The organism is Paragemmobacter amnigenus (assembly GCF_009908265.2).
Classification (GTDB): domain Bacteria; phylum Pseudomonadota; class Alphaproteobacteria; order Rhodobacterales; family Rhodobacteraceae; genus Paragemmobacter; species Paragemmobacter amnigenus.
Window position 1 is genome coordinate 60773 of record NZ_JAAATX020000001.1, and the last position, 18348, is coordinate 79120.

At 65.4% G+C, this 18348-nt stretch carries 21 protein-coding genes; 11 read left to right on the forward strand and 10 right to left on the reverse strand.

The genetic code is table 11. From position 1 onward, the window contains the following. Positions 1-229 precede the first annotated feature (229 nt). From guaA to GU927_RS00365, 10 genes are all read left to right on the forward strand, one after another. Complete coding sequence (guaA, locus tag GU927_RS00320) at positions 230-1807, forward strand: glutamine-hydrolyzing GMP synthase (RefSeq protein ID WP_161760212.1); 1578 nt, start codon at positions 230-232, stop codon at positions 1805-1807. After that, the gene (locus tag GU927_RS00325) at positions 1804-2082 is read left to right on the forward strand and encodes a putative quinol monooxygenase (protein WP_161760213.1); all 279 of its coding nucleotides are present in this window, start codon (positions 1804-1806) and stop codon (positions 2080-2082) included. Before guaA ends, GU927_RS00325 begins: the two co-directional genes overlap by 4 nt. 47 nt (positions 2083-2129) lie before the next feature. Next, entirely contained in the window at positions 2130-3119 is a 990-nt protein-coding gene (locus tag GU927_RS00330; protein ID WP_161760214.1) for a zinc-dependent alcohol dehydrogenase family protein, read from the forward strand. A 211-nt stretch (positions 3120-3330) separates the two neighbouring features. Next, entirely contained in the window at positions 3331-4236 is a 906-nt protein-coding gene (locus GU927_RS00335) for a DMT family transporter (protein ID WP_217765491.1), read from the forward strand. 77 nt (positions 4237-4313) lie between these two features. Further along, positions 4314-5366, forward strand: a complete 1053-nt coding sequence (locus tag GU927_RS00340) for a hypothetical protein (protein ID WP_161760215.1) — start codon at positions 4314-4316, stop codon at positions 5364-5366. A gap of 117 nt (positions 5367-5483) precedes the next feature. Then, a complete protein-coding gene (locus GU927_RS00345; RefSeq protein ID WP_161760216.1) occupies positions 5484-6365 on the forward strand; it encodes an ATPase in 882 nt (293 codons plus the stop codon). Between the two features lie 52 nt (positions 6366-6417). Next, positions 6418-7335, forward strand: a complete 918-nt coding sequence (gene metA / locus GU927_RS00350; protein ID WP_161760217.1) for a homoserine O-acetyltransferase MetA — start codon at positions 6418-6420, stop codon at positions 7333-7335. After that, positions 7310-8275, forward strand: coding sequence for an alpha/beta fold hydrolase (locus GU927_RS00355; protein WP_161760218.1), 966 nt, complete (start codon positions 7310-7312; stop codon positions 8273-8275). Before metA ends, GU927_RS00355 begins: the two co-directional genes overlap by 26 nt. 57 nt (positions 8276-8332) lie before the next feature. After that, a complete protein-coding gene (gene ppk2, locus GU927_RS00360) occupies positions 8333-9208 on the forward strand; it encodes a polyphosphate kinase 2 (protein WP_161760219.1) in 876 nt (291 codons plus the stop codon). Then, complete coding sequence (locus tag GU927_RS00365) at positions 9205-9819, forward strand: TetR/AcrR family transcriptional regulator (protein WP_161760220.1); 615 nt, start codon at positions 9205-9207, stop codon at positions 9817-9819. The genes ppk2 and GU927_RS00365 overlap by 4 nt, the downstream gene beginning before the upstream one ends. Before the next feature lie 162 nt (positions 9820-9981). Here the strand turns inward: GU927_RS00365 and GU927_RS00370 are convergent, their stop codons facing one another. From GU927_RS00370 to GU927_RS00390, 5 genes are all read right to left on the reverse strand, one after another. Continuing rightward, the gene (locus GU927_RS00370; protein WP_161760729.1) at positions 9982-11058 is read right to left on the reverse strand and encodes an ABC transporter ATP-binding protein; all 1077 of its coding nucleotides are present in this window, start codon (positions 11056-11058) and stop codon (positions 9982-9984) included. A gap of 14 nt (positions 11059-11072) precedes the next feature. Next, on the reverse strand, positions 11073-11879 hold the full coding sequence (locus tag GU927_RS00375; RefSeq protein ID WP_161760221.1) for an ABC transporter permease: 807 nt from the start codon (positions 11877-11879) through the stop codon (positions 11073-11075). Then, positions 11876-12748, reverse strand: a complete 873-nt coding sequence (locus GU927_RS00380; RefSeq protein ID WP_161760222.1) for an ABC transporter permease — start codon at positions 12746-12748, stop codon at positions 11876-11878. Before GU927_RS00380 ends, GU927_RS00375 begins: the two co-directional genes overlap by 4 nt. A 146-nt stretch (positions 12749-12894) precedes the next feature. Continuing rightward, the gene (locus tag GU927_RS00385; RefSeq protein ID WP_161760223.1) at positions 12895-13149 is read right to left on the reverse strand and encodes a hypothetical protein; all 255 of its coding nucleotides are present in this window, start codon (positions 13147-13149) and stop codon (positions 12895-12897) included. A 184-nt stretch (positions 13150-13333) separates the two neighbouring features. Continuing rightward, the gene (locus GU927_RS00390; RefSeq protein WP_161760224.1) at positions 13334-14740 is read right to left on the reverse strand and encodes an aminotransferase-like domain-containing protein; all 1407 of its coding nucleotides are present in this window, start codon (positions 14738-14740) and stop codon (positions 13334-13336) included. 92 nt (positions 14741-14832) lie between these two features. Between GU927_RS00390 and GU927_RS00395 the strand changes: the two genes are divergently transcribed. Next, positions 14833-15045 (forward strand): DUF1127 domain-containing protein, encoded by a 213-nt coding sequence (locus tag GU927_RS00395; RefSeq protein WP_161760225.1) that lies wholly within the window; start codon positions 14833-14835, stop codon positions 15043-15045. A 125-nt stretch (positions 15046-15170) separates the two neighbouring features. Here the strand turns inward: GU927_RS00395 and GU927_RS00400 are convergent, their stop codons facing one another. From GU927_RS00400 to GU927_RS00420, 5 genes are all read right to left on the reverse strand, one after another. Further along, a complete protein-coding gene (locus GU927_RS00400; protein WP_161760226.1) occupies positions 15171-15407 on the reverse strand; it encodes a hypothetical protein in 237 nt (78 codons plus the stop codon). A gap of 362 nt (positions 15408-15769) precedes the next feature. Continuing rightward, the gene (rpsI, locus tag GU927_RS00405; RefSeq protein WP_161760227.1) at positions 15770-16258 is read right to left on the reverse strand and encodes a 30S ribosomal protein S9; all 489 of its coding nucleotides are present in this window, start codon (positions 16256-16258) and stop codon (positions 15770-15772) included. Between the two features lie 2 nt (positions 16259-16260). Next, positions 16261-16725 carry a 50S ribosomal protein L13 gene (gene rplM, locus GU927_RS00410; RefSeq protein ID WP_161760228.1) on the reverse strand — a complete coding sequence of 155 codons (465 nt, stop codon included), beginning with the start codon at positions 16723-16725 and terminating at the stop codon, positions 16261-16263. A 207-nt stretch (positions 16726-16932) separates the two neighbouring features. Continuing rightward, positions 16933-17706, reverse strand: coding sequence for an SseB family protein (locus tag GU927_RS00415; protein ID WP_161760229.1), 774 nt, complete (start codon positions 17704-17706; stop codon positions 16933-16935). Beyond that, complete coding sequence (locus GU927_RS00420; RefSeq protein ID WP_161760230.1) at positions 17703-18344, reverse strand: uracil-DNA glycosylase family protein; 642 nt, start codon at positions 18342-18344, stop codon at positions 17703-17705. Before GU927_RS00420 ends, GU927_RS00415 begins: the two co-directional genes overlap by 4 nt. Positions 18345-18348 lie beyond the last annotated feature (4 nt).

The window sequence follows — 18348 nt, forward strand, 5'->3', positions numbered from 1 at the left end:
CGCCCCTCCACCCGCGCCGCGCGAATCCCGCGCGCCGGAAAAGTTAACGCCCCCCGACCCCGCCGCGCGTATGTACAGCCTGCGGTACAGCCATCGGCACAGCCACCGGTCCTCTTCCCCGCTGCCCTCGCCGGAAATAAACCCAGCGCGCGCAACCCCTTGGGCGCTCCGCCCCGCGCCCCCCGATCCCGCCTCTTGAAGATTCCGCCGCATAAGGCTACGCGGGCGCATGACCCAGACCTCCCATGACCGCCTCCTGATCATCGACTTCGGCAGCCAGGTGACGCAGCTCATCGCCCGTCGCCTGCGCGAGTTGAACGTCTATTGCGAAATCCACCCTTTCAACCGCGTGGACGACGCCTTCCTCACGGCCTTCGCTCCCAGGGCGGTGATCTTCTCCGGCGGCCCCGCCTCGGTCTTCACCGAAGGCGCGCCGATGCCGCCAGCAGGGGTTTTCGACCTTGGCGTGCCGATCCTCGGCATCTGCTACGGCCAGCAGGTCATGATGCACTGCCTCGGCGGCAAGGTCGAACGCGGCCACGGCACCGCCGAATTCGGCCGCGCCTACGTCACCCCGACCGCCACCACCCACCCGATCCTGTCAGGCTGGTTCGACACCGATGACGGCAACGGCGGGCGCGAGCAGGTCTGGATGAGCCATGGCGACCATGTCTCTGAAATCGCACCTGGATTCCAGGTTCTCGGCACCTCGCCCAACGCCCCCTTCGCCATCACCGCGAACCCCGAACGGCACTTCTACGCCGTCCAGTTCCACCCCGAGGTGCACCACACCCCCAAGGGCGCAAAGCTCTACGAGAACTTCGTCCGGCTGGCCGGCTTCAAGGGCGACTGGACGATGGGCGCCTACCGCGAAGAGGCCATCCGCAAGATCCGCGAACAGGTGGGCGACCAAAAGGTCATCTGCGGCCTCTCGGGCGGCGTCGACAGCTCCGTCGCGGCGGTCCTGATCCACGAGGCGATCGGGGACCAGCTCACCTGCGTCTTCGTCGATCACGGCCTTCTGCGGCTGGGCGAGGCGGAACAGGTCGTCACCATGTTCCGCGACCATTACAACATGCCGCTGATCCATGCGGATGAAAGCGACCTCTTCCTCGGCGCGCTCGAAGGCATCTCCGACCCCGAGGTGAAACGCAAGACCATCGGTCGGCTCTTCATCGAGGTCTTTGAAAAACATGCCAAATCCGTTGGCGGCGCGACCTTCCTCGCGCAAGGCACGCTCTACCCCGACGTGATCGAATCCGTCTCCTTCTCGGGCGGCCCCTCCGTCACCATCAAGTCGCATCACAACGTGGGCGGCCTGCCGGAAAAGATGGGGATGAAGCTTGTCGAACCCCTGCGCGAACTCTTCAAGGACGAAGTCCGCGCACTGGGTCGCGAACTCGGCCTGCCCGATGCCTTCATCGGCCGCCACCCCTTCCCCGGCCCCGGCCTTGCGATCCGTTGCCCGGGCGAGATCACGCGCGAGAAACTCGACATCCTGCGCCGCGCCGATGCCGTCTATATCGACCAGATCCGCAAGCACGGGCTTTACGACGAGATCTGGCAAGCCTTCGCCGCGATCCTGCCCATGCGCACCGTGGGCGTGATGGGCGACGGGCGCACGTATGACTACGCGCTGGCCCTGCGCGCCGTGACCTCGGTCGATGGCATGACGGCGGATTACTACCCCTTCACCCATGACTTCCTTGGCGAGACGGCAACCCGGATCATCAATGAAGTCCAAGGGGTTAACCGCGTCTTCTACGACTGTACATCAAAACCGCCGGGAACGATCGAACTGGAATGATCCGCCTCTCCGGCCGCCTTGTCTGCATGACCGGGGAGGAGCGCGCCGCCGTGCTCCTCCACCGCCCCGCCCACATTCAGGCAACGCTGGCCGAAGCGGGCTGCCTCTCCTTCACCATCGACGACACCGACGATCCCCTGATCTTCGACGTGCGCGAATCCTTCCGAGACCGCGCCGCCTTCGACGCCCACCAGTCCCGCACCCGCGAAAGCGCGTGGTTCGCCGCCACCCGCCACATCCTGCGCGACTTCCGGGTCGAGGAACTGCGGGATTGACGAAAGCCCCCGCTTTGCGCCCCAATGCGAGCCGGGGGGAACAGCACATGCGCGCCACACGCCTTTTCGCCATAAATGACATCCGCACCGTCGATGTCCCCGTCCCCGTCCCAGCGGCGGGCGAGGTTCTGGTACAGGTCGAAGCCTGCGGCATCTGCGGCACCGACCGCCACCTCCTGCACGGGGAATTCCCGTCAAAACCGCCCCTCACGCTGGGGCATGAATTCTCCGGCATCGTCGTAGGCCGCGGCGCGGGCGTGTCGATCCCCGAAGGCACCCGCGTCACCTGCGATCCCAACACATGGTGCGGCACCTGCGAGAATTGCCTGCGCGGGCGGGTGAACCTCTGCCTGAACAACGTGGCGACCGGCATCCACCGCGACGGCGGCTTTGCCGAATTCTGCGCCTATCCCGCCCACAAGGCCCACCCCCTCCCCGCCGACCTCGACCCGCTGCACGGCGCCTTTTGCGAACCGCTGGCCTGCACGATCCACGGCGTCGACATGGGCGCGCCGAAAGCGGGCGAGCGCGCCCTCATCCTCGGCGGCGGCGTCATCGGCATGCTGGCGCTGCAACTCTGCGTCGCCGCGGGGTCCGAGGTGATGCTGCTCACCCGTTCCCCCGCGAAACAGGCGCTCGGCCGCAGCCTGGGCGCCGCCATCACTGCCGCGACCGAGGAAGAGGCCCGCGCGCTCTGGCCCAAGGGGGCGGATCTGGTGATCGAATGCGCGGGCGTCACCGACACGGTGGAATGCGCCCCGCGACTGACCCGTTCGGGCGGGCGCGTCGTGATCCTCGGCGTCCTGCCTGCGGGCCAGACCGTGCGGATCGAACCCTTCGACCTTCTGTTCCGCGAGGTGCAGCTCCTTTCCTCCTTCATCAACCCCTTCACGCAGGACCGCGCCGCCCGCATGATCGCCACGGGGGCGATCCGCATCGACCCGGTCATCTCGCGCATCCTGCCGCTGGAAGAGGCCGCAGCCGCAATCATCGCCCCCGCCCCGCCGGGCGAGATCCGCGCCATCGTCCGCCCCTGAGGCCAGCGCGCCCGTCTGCTGCTTGCGCCCGTCCCGCCAGTGCGGCGCGTCTTCGGTGCAACCGGCTTCATGGTGGAACCGGTCAGAGGCTGTCCGACCGCCCTGCCACTCTGCCTTTCCCTGCTTGGTCCCGGCGCTGATGCTGTGTCGGCACCACGCCTGACAGGTTGCGGGGCTGGACAATCGCCCGCACCAGACCGACAGTGCCGCCATGACCACCCATCGCCCCCTTGCCGCCGCGCTGTGGATGTCCGGCGCGATCTTCTCCTTCACGGCGATGGCGATTGCTGGCCGCGCCGTGGCCGACGCGCATGACACGTTCGAGATCATGATGTGGCGCTCGGTTGTAGGCTTCGCGCTGGTCCTTGCCGTTGCCGGCTCGCTCGGTCGGTTGCGAGAGGTCCGGCGCGACCGGATGGCACAACATCTTGTCCGCAACCTCTTCCACTTCTCGGGGCAGAACCTGTGGTTCTGGTCGCTGACCATGATCCCGCTGGCGCAGGTCTTCGCGCTGGAATTCACCTCGCCCATCTGGGTGATCCTGCTCTCGCCGCTGGTTCTGGGCGAGCGTCTGACCCGCCCCCGCCTCATTGCGGCGGGCCTTGGTTTCGTGGGCATCCTGATCGTGGCCCGCCCCGATTTCGCGGCGCTGGATGCGGGCGTGCTTGCCGCCGCCGGATCGGCGGTCTGCTTTGCCGCGACGACGCTGATGACAAAGCGCCTGACGCGGGGGGAAAGCATTGTGTCCATCCTGTTCTGGCTGACCTTGATGCAAGGCTGCTTCGGTGCCGTCATGGCGGGCCATGACGGGGTCGTCACCCTGCCTACCGCCGCAACCCTGCCGTGGCTGGCCCTGATCGGCTTCTGCGGGCTTCTGGCCCATACCTGCCTGACCACGGCCCTTTCGCTCGCCCCGGCCAGCTATGTGGTTCCCGTCGACTTCATCCGCCTGCCGGTGATCGCGGTGGTGGGGGTGATGCTCTATTCCGAACCGCTCGACCCGCTCGTCCTGCTGGGCGCGCTGGTCATCTTTGCGGGCAACTGGATCAACATCCGCGCCGAGACGCGCAAGTCTGCCACAGTCGCGAATTCACAAATCCGTGACGCCGCGTCATGAATTGACCTCAAATCTGCCCGAACCTAGCGTTAAGAAAGATGGGCCCGTGGGGATGGGTCCGGGAGGAGTTTGGGGATATGACAGTTATCAAGACAGTAATGGGTGCAACGTTGGTGCTGGCAGCAGGCACGATGGCAGCACAGGCCGGCGGCATCGACCGCTCCGGTCAATCGATCGGTACGATCTTCGAGAAGACCGGGCAAACGGGCAACTTCTTCCAGCTTTCATACGGATCGATCACGCCGAGTACTAATACGTCGACGGGCGGCAATCCCCTCTTGGATTACTCGCTGCTCGGACTGACCTACAAGCGCCAGTTTGACGAGAATTTCAGCCTGACCGTAATCTATGACGAACCCTACGGTGCTGCCGTGCAATATCCTGCCGGAGCGCCCTTCCTTGGGTCTTTCGCGACGGTCGAAAGTCAAGCCGTCACCATGGTCGGACGGTATGAAACCGGCAGCGGTTTCAGCGTCCATGGCGGCCTGCGAGCACAGAAGCTTTCGGGTTCGATCCAGACCTCGCAACGTCTTGTCGCGGAAAGCGGTTATGACCTCGGGTACGTCGTCGGCGCTGCCTACGAGATTCCGGACATCGCACTTCGCGTCGCGGTGACGTACAATTCCGAGATCGACAACGAACTCACCGGTACCGAAACAGTATTGATCCCCCCTGTATCGTCCGCGGCGACGTCCTTCACGGTCACTACGCCGGAGAGCGTCAATCTCGACTTTCAGTCGGGAATCGCGAAGGACACGCTGCTTTTCGGCTCGATCCGCCATGTGCGCTGGGCAGGGTTCAACCTGACCACCCCAACGCTGGCCTATGCGAGTTTCACGGACAATACGACCACCTACACGCTTGGTATTGGTCGCAAATTCAACGACAACTGGTCGGGCGCAGTTTCCATCGGTTATGAGGCCGAGGGTACAAAGCCCACGACCACCGCTCTCGCTCCCTATACGGGCAGCAAGAGCATAACGGTCGGGGCGACCTACACCCAGGACACCTTGAAGATTACAGGCGGGGTAACCTACGCCAAGCTGGGTGATACCTTCCTTGGAGGCCCGATCTCTTGGTCGGACGGAAAGGCGGTCGGCGTCGGCCTGCGGATAGGCTACTCCTTCTAACGCCGCTACGACACATCCCAAAAGGCCCCGCCCCTGCGCGGGGCCTTTTGCCATTTTCCGCGTGAATTCCCCCGCACCCTTGGCTAATCATCGCGCCAGACAAACGGGGGACGGGTGATGATCTACCAGACCGGCGCAGAGTTCCGCGCGGCCAAGGAAAAGCGGGTGGTGCTCTTCGGCATGTCGGGGCTGGGCAAGACGCACCTCTCGAACCTCCTGCGCGACGCGCCCAAGGATCAGGGCGGCGGCTGGTTCCACTATTCCGTCGATTACCGCATCGGCACCCGCTACATGGGCGAATACATCGCCGACAACTTCAAGCGCGAGGCGATGAAGGTCCCGCTCCTGCGCGAATTGCTGATGACCGACAGCGTCTACATCGCCTCGAACATCACCTTCGACAATCTTGCCCCCCTCTCCACCTATCTGGGCAAGCCGGGTGATCCCGCGCGCGGCGGCGTCCCCTTCGCCGAATATTGCAAGCGTCAGGCCCAGCACCGCGAGGCCGAGATCGCGGCGCTGCTGGACACCACGCGCTTCATCGACCGCGCGCATGACATCTACGGCTATGACAACTTCGTCTGCGATAGCGGCGGTTCGATCTGCGAGGTGGTGGACCCCGCCGATCCGGACGATCCCGTGATGCGCGCGCTGTCGGAGCGGTTGCTGATGGTCTGGATCAAGGGCTCGGACGCGCACCGCGACGAATTGATCCGCCGCTTCGACAAGGCCCCCAAGCCGATCTATTACCAGCCCGACTTCCTTGCCACGCTCTGGGAAGAATATCTCGCCCTGCAAGGCCAGCCCGCCGAAAAGGTCGACCCCGATGCCTTCCTGCGCTTCGGCTATGCGCGCATCCTGAACCACCGCCAGCCGCGCTATGCCGCCATGGCCGACTGGGGCGTGACCGTCACCGCCGAGGAGGTGGCCACGATCCGCAATCCCGCCGGTTTCGCCGACCTTATCGCTGCCGCTATCGACCGCCACCGCGCGACTTGAACCTGCTGCTCTTTGCCATTACCTCACCGCCCCTGACCTGACAGAGGATCCCATGCCCATCACCCTGCCCGAGACCCTGCCCGCCTATGACGTTCTGCGGAACGAAGGCGTCATGGTCATGTCGCCGGAACGGGCGGCGCGGCAGGACATCCGGCCCCTGCGCATCGGCCTGCTGAACCTGATGCCCAAGAAGATCCAGACGGAAAACCAGTTCGCCCGCCTGATCGGGGCCACGCCGTTGCAGATCGACCTGCATCTGATCCGCATGACGGAACACCAGACCCGCAACACCGCCGCCGAACATATGGAAACCTTCTACCGCCCCTTCCAGGAGGTGAAGGGAGAGAAGTTCGACGGCCTGATCATCACCGGCGCCCCCATCGAACACCTGCCCTTCGAGGAGGTGACCTATTGGGACGAGCTGTGTCAGGTCTTCGACTGGACCCAGACCAATGTTCAATCCACCTTCGGCGTCTGCTGGGGCGGCATGGCGATGATCAACCATTTCCACGGGGTGAAGAAACACATGCTGCCGAAAAAGGCCTTCGGCTGCTTCCGGCACAGGAACCTCGCCCCCACCTCGCCCTATCTGCGTGGCTTCTCGGATGATTTCGTCATCCCCGTCAGCCGCTGGACCGAGATGCGGCAGGACGAGATTGACGCCCGCGCGGGCCTGCGCACGCTGCTCGGCTCCGAAGAGGTTGGCCCCTGTCTGGTCGAGGATGCGGGCCACCGCGCGCTCTATATCTTCAACCATTTCGAATATGACAGCGACACGCTGAAACAGGAATATGACCGCGACATCGCCAACGGCACACCGATCAACGTGCCGCTGAACTATTACCCCGATGACAATCCCGCGATGCCCCCCCTGAACCGGTGGAGAAGCCACGCCCACCTTCTATATGGCAACTGGATCAACGAGATTTACCAGTCCACGCCATATGAGATCGCCGAGATTGGCACTTAGCATCCTGATTGCCGCAACCGCCATCGGCGGTTGCGCGCTTCTGACCGACCGCCGCGCCACCGCGCGCGAGATGACGGCCGAAGCCGCCTTCCCCCCCACGGGCCGGATCATCGACGTGCAGGGCATCAAGGTCCACGCCCATGTGCAGGGCATCGGGCCGGACCTCGTCCTGATCCACGGCGCCAGCGGCAACACGCGTGACTTCACCTTCTCGCTCGTCGACCGTCTGGCGCGGGATTATCGCGTCATCGCCTTCGACCGCCCCGGTCTGGGCTGGAGCGAGAGCCTCGGCCCCGACGGGGTCAGCCCGCTGTTGCAGGCGCGGCTGTTGCAGAAGGCGGCGGACGAACTCGGCGTCACACGCCCCGTGGTGCTGGGCCACAGCTATGGCGGCGCGGTCGCCATGGCCTGGGGCCTGACCGACACGCCCGATACGGCGGCGCTGGTGATCGTCTCGGGCGCGACCATGCCTTGGCCGGGGGGCCTCGGTCCCTTCTACGCCGTGACGGGCAGCCGTCTGGGGGCTGCGACCGTGATCCCCGCCATCACCGCCTTCGCCTCGCCCGACCAGGCGCAAAGCGTCATCGCCGGCATCTTCGCCCCCGACGCAGCCCCCGCAGGCTATGCCGATTATGTCGGCGCCGCCCTGACCATGCGGCGCGGCACGCTGCGCGACAACGCCATGCAGGTGAGCGGGCTGAAACCCCATGTCACCCTCATGGCGGAAAAGTACCCCGCCCTGAACATCCCCGTCGAACTGCTCCACGGCACGGCCGACACCATCGTTCCCGCCTCCATCCACGCCATTCCCCTGTCGGACAGCCTGCCCGACGCCAACCTCGTGCTGGTCGACGGCATGGGCCACATGCCGCACCACACCCATCCCGACGCCGTCATCGCCGCTATCCACCGCGCCGCCACCCGCGCCGGATTGCGCTGACCGCCCGCATCGCCATACTGGCCCCGTGCCCGACCCCGTAACCAGCGCGAGGATGCCATGACCGACCTGCCCTTCGACGGCGCCATCACCCGTTACTTCGAAAAGGGCGCCCCCAAGGCGATCCGCAGGGCCATCGAGAAGGCCGGCAAGGACGACATCCTCACCCCCGGCTACCCCTATGCCGAAGAGATCAAGCGCAAGGCCTATGACGCCGCGATGGACGGATTGCAGCGCCAGCTTGTCCGGATGCAGGCCGACATCAAGGCGACCGGCAAACGCGTGATCGTCGTCTTCGAGGGCCGCGACGCGGCAGGCAAGGGCGGCACCATCGACACGATGCGCGAAAACCTGAACCCGCGCGTCTGCAACGTCGTCGCCCTCTCCAAACCCTCGGACCGCGAGGCGGCAAGCTGGTATTTCCAGCGCTATGTGGACTGGCTGCCCGCCGCGGGGGAAATGGCGATGTTCGACCGCTCCTGGTACAACCGCGCGATGGTCGAACATGTCTTCGGCTTCTGCACACCCGACCAGCGCGAAAAGTTCTTCCGCCAACTCCCCGAATTCGAACACATGCTGGTGGATGAAGGCATCACCCTCGTAAAACTCTGGCTGGAAGTGGGCCGCGCCGAACAGCTCCGCCGGTTCCTCGCGCGCGAGCGGGACCCGCTGAAACAGTGGAAACTCTCGCCCATCGACATCCACGGGCTGGGCAAATGGGACGACTATTGCACCGCCATCAACGACACGATGGAACGGTCACATTTCCCCTTCGCCCCTTGGACGGTGATCCTGTCCGACGACAAGAAGCGCGCCCGCATCGCAGCCATCCAGACCGTGCTGAACGCGGTCGACTTCAAGGGCAAGGATGCCGCCCTCATCGGCCAGCCCGACCCCGCCATCTGCGGCGGACCAGATCTCAGGCCAAGGGAATGAAACACGGCTACCACCACGGCAATCTCCGGCAGGCGCTGGTGGATGCGGCGCTTGCCCTGATCGCAGAGCGTGGCCCCACCGGCTTTACCCTGTCCGAGGCGGCGAAACGCGCCGATGTCACCCCCGCCGCCGTCTACCGCCATTTCGCAGGCCGCGACGACCTGATCGCCGAAGTGGCGCGGCAGGGCTATGACATCTTCGCCGCGCTTATGGAATTCGCCTATGACGACGGCAAGCCCACTGCGCTCGCGGCGTTCGAGGCGACGGGCCGCGCCTACCTTGCCTTCGCGCGCAAATATCCGGGCCATTACATGGCGATGTTCGAAAGCGGGTTGAGCTTCAACGCCCATCCCGACCTCGCGTTGGTGGCGGGCAAGGCCCGCGCCGTGCTGGAAAGGGCGGCCGAGAAACTGTCGGACCAGATGCCCCCCGACCGCAGGCCGCCTGCCACCATGTTTTCTGCCCATGTCTGGGCCATGTCGCACGGGGTGGTGGAACTCTACATGCGCGGCGCCCCGGGGGCGAAATCGCCCTTCACGCCCGAGGACCTGCTGGAAGCGGGCATAGGCATCTATCTGCGCGGGCTGGGGCTGCTGCCACCGGACTGCTAGGCGGAAGGATTTTCTGGCGAAAATCCTTTCGCCAAACTTTCTGCGAAAGTTTGCCACCCCGGAACCCGATCCTTCGCCAGAAGGATCGTTCGCAAGATTTTTCGCAGAAAAATCTTGCGCCAACGTCAGGCGGGGTTCACCCCGCCTTCACCGCCCCCGCCCTTACCGGAACAGCACCAGCGCGCCCGGCGACCAGCCGACCCGCGCCCGCGCGCCGCGATCCAGAACAGGACGGCCAAAGACGTTGCGCATGGAAATCCGCACCGGCGTCTCGGTCCCGTCGATCCGCACGTCGTAATAGGTCATGTCACCGAAATAGACGACCTCCTCGATGGTCGCCATGCTTTCGCGGTCCGTGGCCGCGCTGCTGTCATAAAGGATGGTCAGCGTCTCGGGCCGGAAGCCCACCGTCGCCCCCTCGGCCGTCGCCCCGCCCATCACCTGCGACGCCTCGACATGGATACGGCCAAAACCCGCTGCTTCAATCTCCACCGCGCCCGCGCCTTCCTCCAGCACCTTGGCGGGCAGGAAGTTCATCGTCCCGATGAAATCCGCCACCTTCCGGCTGTTCGGACGGCGATACAGCGTCTCTGGATCGGCCAGCTGCGCGATCTCGCCCTCGAACATCACGGCGATCCGGTCGGACATGACCAGCGCCTCTTCCTGATCGTGGGTGACAAGGATGAAGGTAATCCCCACCTGACGCTGCAGGCGGATCAGCTCCACCTGCATCTGCTCGCGCATCTTCTTGTCCAGCGCCGACAGGGGTTCATCCAGCAGCAGCACCTTCGGCTTCAGGATCAGCGCCCGCGCCAGCGCCACGCGCTGCCGCTGCCCGCCCGACAGGGCATGCGCCGCCCGCTTGCCATATCCCTTCAGCCCCACCATCTCCAGCGCCTCGCCCACGGCGCGCGCCTTCTCCTCCTTCGACCGCGGGTCGCGGCGCAGGCCGAAGCCCACGTTCTCTTCCACCGACAGGTGGGGGAAGATCGCATAGGACTGGAACACCATGTTCGTCGGACGCTTGTTCGCAGGAACCCCCGCCATGTCGCGCCCGTCCACCAGCACCGCGCCCGAGGAAATGTCCTCGAACCCCGCGATGGTGCGCAGCAGCGTGGTCTTACCACAGCCCGACGGCCCGAGCAGCGAGAAGAACTCCCCCGGACGGATCGTCGCGGTGATCCCGCGCAGCGCGTGATAGTCGCCGTAATATTTGTGGACGTCCCGGAACTCGATCATGGGGTCAGACGTGGTCACAGGAAGCCTCCGGTATCCTTGCCGCCCGATTTCGCGATACCGCGACGGCGGAAATATTCTGCAGTAGCAAGCAGGGTGATGGACAAGAGGACGAGGATCGTCCCCAGCGCCATGATGGCGGGAACCTTGGCCGGGAAACGGAACTGGCCGTAGATATAGACAGAAAGCACCGTCTCGTTGCCGCCAAGGAAATAGGCGATGATGAATTCGTCCAGACTGATCGTGAAACAGATCAACAGGGACGAGATGATCCCCGGCATCACCAAGGGCAGGATGATCAGCCAGAAGGTGGAAATCGGCGTCTCGCCCAGATCATAGGCCGCCTCTTCCAGCGACTGGTCCAGCGACTGGAAGGCCGAGGACAGGATCGCCACGGCAAAGGGCGTGCAGATCAGCACATGGCCCATGATGATGGTCAGGATCGACAGCTCGATCCCCACCGCCAGCAGCACGACCAGCATCGACATGGCCACGATCATCTCGGGCAGGACGAGGGGCAGCATGATCAGCCCCATGATCCCCGCCTTGGCCGGAAATCTGAACCGCGTCGACGACCGCGCCGCGAACAGGCCCAACACCGTGGACAAGACCGCGACCGAGACCGAGATGATCACCGAATTGCGGACCGCGTTCCACAGCGTCGTGTCCTGCCACATCTCGCCGAACCACGCCGTGGTAAAGCCCTGCAGCGGAAAGGCGATCACCTTGCTGTCGTTGAAGGCAAAGATCGGCAACAGGACGATCGGCGCGTAAAGGAAGACCAGATAGGCGATGGCATAGCCTTTGAAGACGGGCGACTTCATTTCGTACCCCGCAGGAACCGGCGGTTCAGAAAGAGAAAGACGATGCTCACCAAGGCCACGATCATCATCGCGGACACGGCGATCGCCGACCCCAGTTCGCGGTTGTTCTGCTTCAGCATGGTCCCCTCGATCCGGTTGGCGATCATGGGCAGTTTGCCCCCGCCGATCAGGTCGGGCGTCACATAGTCGCCCACCGTGGGGATGAAGACGATCAGCACCGCCGCGATCACCCCCGGCATGGACAGGGGCAAGGTCACCCGCAGGAAGGTCATGAACTGACTTTCGCCCAGATCGCGCCCCGCCTCGAGGAAGGAGCGGTCGATCTTCTCGAGCGCGACGAAGATCGGCAGGATGGCGAAGGGCGCATAGGCATGGGCCAGCGTCATGACCAGCGCGGGCACGTTGTAATTGATCACCTGCAACGGCTCGTCGATGATCCCCAGCGAGATCAGGCCGGAATTGATCACCCCGTTATAGCCGAGGATCACCTTCCACAGGAAAACGCGGATCAGATAGCTCGTCCAGAACGGAATGGTTATCAGGAACAGCCAGAGCGATTTCTTCTCCGGTCTGACATGGAAGCTGACGAAGTAGGCAACCGGATAGGCCAGCAGCACGGTGGCCAGCGTCACGGACATGGACACGGTCAGAGAGCGCATCATCAGCAGACGGTTGATCCGGTCGGACCAGACCTCGGCATAGTTGCCCAGACCGAAGCCGCCATCGGGCAGCGACAGCGAATAGACCAGCACCATGAACAGTGGAGCGGCCAGAAGAAGCACGGCATAGACCAGCGGCGGGCTGACCAGAAGCAGGCCACTCGCCGCCTCGGAGCGGCCTCCGCCGCCCGTTCCCCCATTCGATGCCATTGCGCCCCCTGTCGGCCCGTTCTTCGCGTTCTTTGATCAAATTTAGACGCAAGACGGACCGTCACGCAAGTGACAGGAAGGAACGTCGTTGCGGCAGGACGGTGGAATGCACCGCAGCTGCCGCAAAATCAAGCACTTCGCCGCGATCAGCCCGCGATGCGTTCGACCGAGATCGCGCGCTTCTTCAGCTCGTCATAGAGCGTTGGCACAACCCGCAGGCTGCCCACCGCCACGCGCAGCGCGTCGGACAGCTTGCCGTCCTGCGCCTCGCCCTCGACCCGCCAGACCATGCGCCGCGTCACGCCGTCATCATAGACGATCTCGGTCGCCCCGTTGCGCGCCTGCCGGATACCAAGAAAATCCGCCCCGCCATGCGGGGCATGAAAGAATGCCTGTCCCATTTTCGGGTCCGTTCTGCTGCTCTTGTTATGCAGACAGGAAAATCCGCAGCCCCCCTTGCGTCAACGAATCTTTCCACACCCGCGGCAAGAAGCGATCAAACCGAGACTCGATTGCCACAATTCCGCCCTTTCGGGCCGCAATTGTGGCGCGGCTCGCCGCCTTGCCGCCACAATCCCGCCACAATCAGACCGCCGGCGGGTCATAGGGCGGGCGCGACAGAAGCCCCGCCAGCCGGTCCATCGCCCCGGCGAAATCCGCGTCCGACACATGCCCCGCCAGCGCAAGCCGCACCGCCTGCGGTGCCCGCCCGTGGCTCAGCGCATATTCGTCCGCCGACCGGACCAGCACGCCCTCGGCCTCGGCCATCCGCGTGAAGGTCGAGGCCCGCCATCCCAGCGGCAGACGCAGGAAGGCGAAACGCAGCCCCGGCTGCCAGGCCAGATCGAAACGCCCGATCGTGTTGACCATCACCTTGATCCGGCCCGCCAGTTCCTCTCCGACGCGCCGACGGATATCCACGGCAGCGCCACTCTGGAACAGATGCAAGCAAAGGTCGCTCACCGGACGGGGCAAGGCAAAGAAGGCGTGCTGCGCGGTCAGCCGCCCCGTCTCTCCCATGCCCGCCGGACAGACGATAAAGCCGAACCGAAGCGCGGCCGAGATCGTCTTGGACAGGCTGCCCACATGCCAGACCCGTTCCGGCGCCAGCGCGCGCAGCGACGGCCACGTGCTTTCCGACAGCGTGTAGCAATCGTCCTCGATCACCTGAAGGTCGAAATGACGGGCAATCGCCGCGATCCGCTGGCGGCGTTCCATCCCCATCCGCGCCGTCGTCGGGTTCTGCGCCTCGGTCGTCAGGCACAGCACCTGCGCCCCGTGGCGGCGACAGGCGGCCTCCAGTGCCTCGGGGATCATCCCTTCGGCATCAGTCTCCACCCCCACCACCTCGGCCCGCGCCAGCCGCGCGGCATGGCGGAACCCGGGATAGGCCAGCTCCTCGGTCAGCACGACCGGCCTGTCCCCGCGCAGACAGCACAGCAGGATCAGGTTGATGGCATTCTGCCCCCCCGCCGTCAGCGCGATATCCTCCGGCCCGAAACTGCCAAGCGCGCGGTCCGACAGCCAGCCGCAAACCGCCTCGCGCAAGGGCGCCTCGCTGCGCTGGGTGGTATAGTCGATCCAGTCCTCGTCCAACCGCGCCGAGATTGCCTGCATCGCGCTGCGGAACGCCGGTATCTGGCCCACATCCGGCAGGCGCGGCGCGCGCAGGTCGATGCGGCCCCGCACGTATTCCGGATCCCGTTCGATCAGCAAAGGCTGCGTCGGCCCCAGCTTCGGCGCGCGGGCCGCCACGAAGGTCCCCCGCCCCACGGTCGCGGCCAGAAGCCCCTCCTGCGTGGCCAGCGCATAGGCGCGGCTCACCGTGCCCGGCGTCACGCCCAGAACCCAGGCCAGATCGCGCACCGTGGGCAGCTGCTCCCCTTCGGCCAGTTCGCCCGACCGTATCGCCTCGCGCAGCGCGCGCGACAGGGCCAGATATTTCGGCCCCGGATAGGCCGCCAGATCGGGTTTCCAGATTGTATCGGCCACAATGTTCCTCTGGCAGATGTACGCCGCCTATTGTATCTATCCATATAGACAGATCATCCACATTGTATCAACACAAAAGATCGGAGCTTCCCATGTCCTCGCGGACCGCCTACGCCGCCCTGCCCGTCACCCTGCCGCCGCTGTCGCGCGCGCTGGTTTCGCTGGCACTGGCCGTCGCGCGCTGGGAAGACCGCCGCCGCACCCGCAGCGCCCTCGCGCGTCTGGACAGCCACATCCTTGCCGATATCGGCCTGACATCTGCCGCCGCGCAGGTCGAATGCCGCAAGCCCTTCTGGCGCGACTGACCCGCGCTTTCCTTTCGATCCCCTGACTGGGCCGGGCATACCGGCCCTTCTTTTTTGCCCGAAGGCAGACAGGAACGGGGCGGACCAAGGCCCGCCCCGCCATCCGTCACCGGCCGCTATCCGCCTCAGCCTTGGGCAAGGATCGACCGGATCAGGGCAGCAGCCCCGCTTTCGTCGCTGTGGACAGCATTCGAGATGGCCAGAGCCTGCGCCGGAGTCAGGTTATCCAGATCGGCATTCGGCACCAATTGGCGCGCCTCCATCTTTGTTGCGGTGGACAGGGTGCCATCCATCCCCGTCATGGCAAAGGACGGCAGCGCCGAAGCAAGGACCAGCGCGGAAACGGTCGCAAGGTTTTTCATTTCAAGCCTCTCTTTCTTTCTGAAATCATCGCGGACCGTCGCGGTCCGTGGCAATGACTATGGTGCGATCGGGCAAAGGGTTGAAATCACATGCCAATCGCGCGACCTCACGCAGATTTGGACGGTGTGAGCGAAACTTCCTCCCGCACCCCGCGTTCCCCGCCGCCGCATGGTCTGGACCGCAGCATCCGGCCGTTGCAGCCGCGCCCTCGCCTCGCATCCCGTACGGGGCGCCAGTCACGGGCGCGCGAGCAACAGCCTCGCAAGGCCCGCTGCGCCATCCCTGTGCATCCGCGCACAGATCCGGACCCAAAGCAAAAGGCCCGCCAAGCGGCGGGCCTTTCGAACACATATCTTCCGGATCAGCGCTTGGAGAACTGGAAGGACCGGCGCGCCTTGCGCTTGCCGTACTTCTTCCGTTCGACGACGCGCGAGTCGCGGGTCAGGAAGCCCGCAGCCTTCAGCGCCGGACGCAGCGAGGGTTCATAAAGCTGCAGCGCCTTCGAGATGCCATGCTTCACCGCGCCCGCCTGACCCGACAGACCGCCACCGGCGACCGTCGCGTAGACGTCGAACTGGCCTTCGACATTGGCGATCTGGAAGGGCTGCTTCAGGATCATCTGCAGCACGGGACGGGCGAAATAGGCCGCCATATCCTTGCCGTTGACCACAACCTTGCCGGAGCCGGGCTTCACCCACACACGGGCGACGGCATCCTTGCGCTTGCCGGTCGCATAGGACCGACCCAGCGCATCACGGACCGGAGCCTTGGGCGCAGCCGCTTCCGCAGCGGCGGGGGCCGAACCGGCGACGGCCGACTTCAGATCGTCGAGGGATTTGATATCGGCCATGATCAGGCGCTCCGCGTGTTCTTCGGGTTCAGGACGCGCAGGTCCAGAACGGTGGGCTGCTGGGCTTCATGCGGATGGGCCGCACCTGCATAGACGCGCAGGTTGGTCATCTGCTGGCGGCCCAGACGGTTGCGGGTGATCATGCGCTCGACGGCCTTGATCACAACGCGCTCGGGATGGTTGCCTTCCAGCACCTGCCGCGCGGTGCGCTGCTTGATCCCGCCCGGATGGCCGGTGTGCCAGTAATAGACCTTGTCGTCGCGCTTCTTGCCGGTCATCTGGATCTTGTCGGCATTGATCACGATGACGTTGTCACCCATGTCCATGTGGGGGGTGAAGGTCGGCTTGTTCTTGCCGCGCAGGATGTTGGCGACGATCGTGGCGAGGCGGCCCAGAACGATGCCTTCGGCATCGATCAGGATCCACTTCTTCTCGATGTCCGCCGGCGTAGCCGTGAAGGTTTTCATCTCGAACCCTGTGAAGTTGAAGCGGGGGCTGCCCCCCGGAATCTCGGATGGCGGCTTATCGCGTGAAGCGCCGCGCAGGTCAAGCGCCGGAAACGGAATAGTTTTATTGTATTTCAATAGCTTGTGATTTGCGGTATTATTTTACCCCAAATCCTCCGCCCCGACACCAGCCACCCGCGCCCGATTTTTCGCAGAAAAATCGCCCCTTCACCGCAGGCGCGGCGGTTTCGCCGGATCCGATCCCGGCGCAACCGGCGCGGCCGGTTCTGCCCGCACCGGCGCGGGCAGGTCAAAGCGCAACGCCACCTTCGCCATGCTGGCCGTCGCCGGATCGTTTCCCGCGAGGAAGGTCACGTCCATCTCGCCAGCCTCGACGCCCGAGAAAGCCAGCGCCTCGCCCGCCGCGCGCGCCAGCGCCGCCTCGGCCCCCGCCACCGCATCGACGAAGGCCAGCATGTGCCCCCGCCGCCCGCCGCGATAGGTCACCCCCGCCAGCAGCGCCGCCCCCGCCAGACCGCCCGCGCGCGCAAGCTTGGCATCCAGCCCCTCGACCAGCCGTTGCGGCAGCCCCTTCGGCGCGTGGAACGCCTCGGCCACCGCCTCGGCCTCTTCCGGCGCGGCCTCCAGCATCCCCGCCAGCCAGTCCACCGCCTCGGGCGGCAGCACCATGGCCGAGGGCGCCACGCCCAGATTGATCCCCAGCCCGATCCCCTGCCCCGCCAATTGCTGCGCGATCACGCGCCCCGGCAAGGCGGCATAGGGCTGTATCCCGCCCGCGAATTCCGCCAGCCGCTCCTCGAGGTCAAAGACCAGAACCACCGGCCCGTCCTCCAGCGGAAAGACGCGCGGGCGGATGTCCGCCCCGGCCGCCTCTTCCTCCAGCATCAGGAACATCTCGCCATCGGCCAGCCGCTCATAGAATTGCAGACGGTTGTCCTCGTCCTCGGCCATTGCGGCATAGGCTGCGTCCAGCGGGGTCATTGCCCGTCCTCCATCACATCGCGCACGGCCTGACGCAGCGCGGGCACCAGCTCGGCCCCGAACCACGGGTTACGCTTCAGCCATCCGGTATTCCGCCACGACGGATGCGGCAAGGGCCAGATGCCCCGCGCGGCATGGTCGCGCCATTCCGCCACGGCCTGCGTCACATTCCCGGTCCCCAGATGCCAGCGCTGCGCCGCGCCCCCCACCGCCAGCACCAGCCGCAGACCGGGCATGGCCGCCATCACCCGTCCCCGCCACTCCCGTGCACAGACCGGCGGCGGCGGCAGGTCCGCCCCCTTGGCATCATAACCCGGAAAGCAGAAGGCCATGGGCACCACCGCCACGCGGTCAAGATCATAGAACGCGGCCTCCGACAGGCCCGTCCAGTCGCGCAGCCGGTCCCCCGAGGGATCGGTGAAGGGCCGGCCCGAGGCATGGACCCGCGCCCCCGGCGCCTGCCCCGCGATCAGCAACCGCGCGGCGGGCCGGAACCAGACCACGGGGCGCGGCTCATGCGCCGTCGCGGTCGCGGCGAAACGTCCGGCACAGATCCTGCATCCGCGGATCGCCCCGGCAAGAGCCGTGGCACAGACCGATCCGGCAGCGGCGGGATCATCGAAAGGGGGTGTGGGCATGGCA

Excerpts from the sequence above, each read along its gene's own strand:
- GU927_RS00400 (WP_161760226.1), bottom strand. The coding sequence starts at position 15,407 with ATGAAAAACCTTGCGACCGTTTCCGCGCTGGTCCTTGCTTCGGCGCTG.
- rpsI (WP_161760227.1), bottom strand. The coding sequence starts at position 16,258 with ATGGCCGATATCAAATCCCTCGACGATCTGAAGTCGGCCGTCGCCGGT.
- GU927_RS00370 (WP_161760729.1), bottom strand. The coding sequence starts at position 11,058 with ATGATCGAGTTCCGGGACGTCCACAAATATTACGGCGACTATCACGCG.
- GU927_RS00415 (WP_161760229.1), bottom strand. The coding sequence starts at position 17,706 with ATGACCCCGCTGGACGCAGCCTATGCCGCAATGGCCGAGGACGAGGAC.
- GU927_RS00380 (WP_161760222.1), bottom strand. The coding sequence starts at position 12,748 with ATGGCATCGAATGGGGGAACGGGCGGCGGAGGCCGCTCCGAGGCGGCG.
- GU927_RS00330 (WP_161760214.1), top strand. The coding sequence starts at position 2,130 with ATGCGCGCCACACGCCTTTTCGCCATAAATGACATCCGCACCGTCGAT.
- ppk2 (WP_161760219.1), top strand. The coding sequence starts at position 8,333 with ATGACCGACCTGCCCTTCGACGGCGCCATCACCCGTTACTTCGAAAAG.
- GU927_RS00375 (WP_161760221.1), bottom strand. The coding sequence starts at position 11,879 with ATGAAGTCGCCCGTCTTCAAAGGCTATGCCATCGCCTATCTGGTCTTC.
- GU927_RS00365 (WP_161760220.1), top strand. The coding sequence starts at position 9,205 with ATGAAACACGGCTACCACCACGGCAATCTCCGGCAGGCGCTGGTGGAT.
- metA (WP_161760217.1), top strand. The coding sequence starts at position 6,418 with ATGCCCATCACCCTGCCCGAGACCCTGCCCGCCTATGACGTTCTGCGG.
- GU927_RS00335 (WP_217765491.1), top strand. The coding sequence starts at position 3,331 with ATGACCACCCATCGCCCCCTTGCCGCCGCGCTGTGGATGTCCGGCGCG.
- guaA (WP_161760212.1), top strand. The coding sequence starts at position 230 with ATGACCCAGACCTCCCATGACCGCCTCCTGATCATCGACTTCGGCAGC.
- GU927_RS00395 (WP_161760225.1), top strand. The coding sequence starts at position 14,833 with ATGTCCTCGCGGACCGCCTACGCCGCCCTGCCCGTCACCCTGCCGCCG.
- GU927_RS00385 (WP_161760223.1), bottom strand. The coding sequence starts at position 13,149 with ATGGGACAGGCATTCTTTCATGCCCCGCATGGCGGGGCGGATTTTCTT.
- rplM (WP_161760228.1), bottom strand. The coding sequence starts at position 16,725 with ATGAAAACCTTCACGGCTACGCCGGCGGACATCGAGAAGAAGTGGATC.
- GU927_RS00345 (WP_161760216.1), top strand. The coding sequence starts at position 5,484 with ATGATCTACCAGACCGGCGCAGAGTTCCGCGCGGCCAAGGAAAAGCGG.
- GU927_RS00325 (WP_161760213.1), top strand. The coding sequence starts at position 1,804 with ATGATCCGCCTCTCCGGCCGCCTTGTCTGCATGACCGGGGAGGAGCGC.
- GU927_RS00355 (WP_161760218.1), top strand. The coding sequence starts at position 7,310 with ATGAGATCGCCGAGATTGGCACTTAGCATCCTGATTGCCGCAACCGCC.
- GU927_RS00420 (WP_161760230.1), bottom strand. The coding sequence starts at position 18,344 with ATGCCCACACCCCCTTTCGATGATCCCGCCGCTGCCGGATCGGTCTGT.
- GU927_RS00340 (WP_161760215.1), top strand. The coding sequence starts at position 4,314 with ATGACAGTTATCAAGACAGTAATGGGTGCAACGTTGGTGCTGGCAGCA.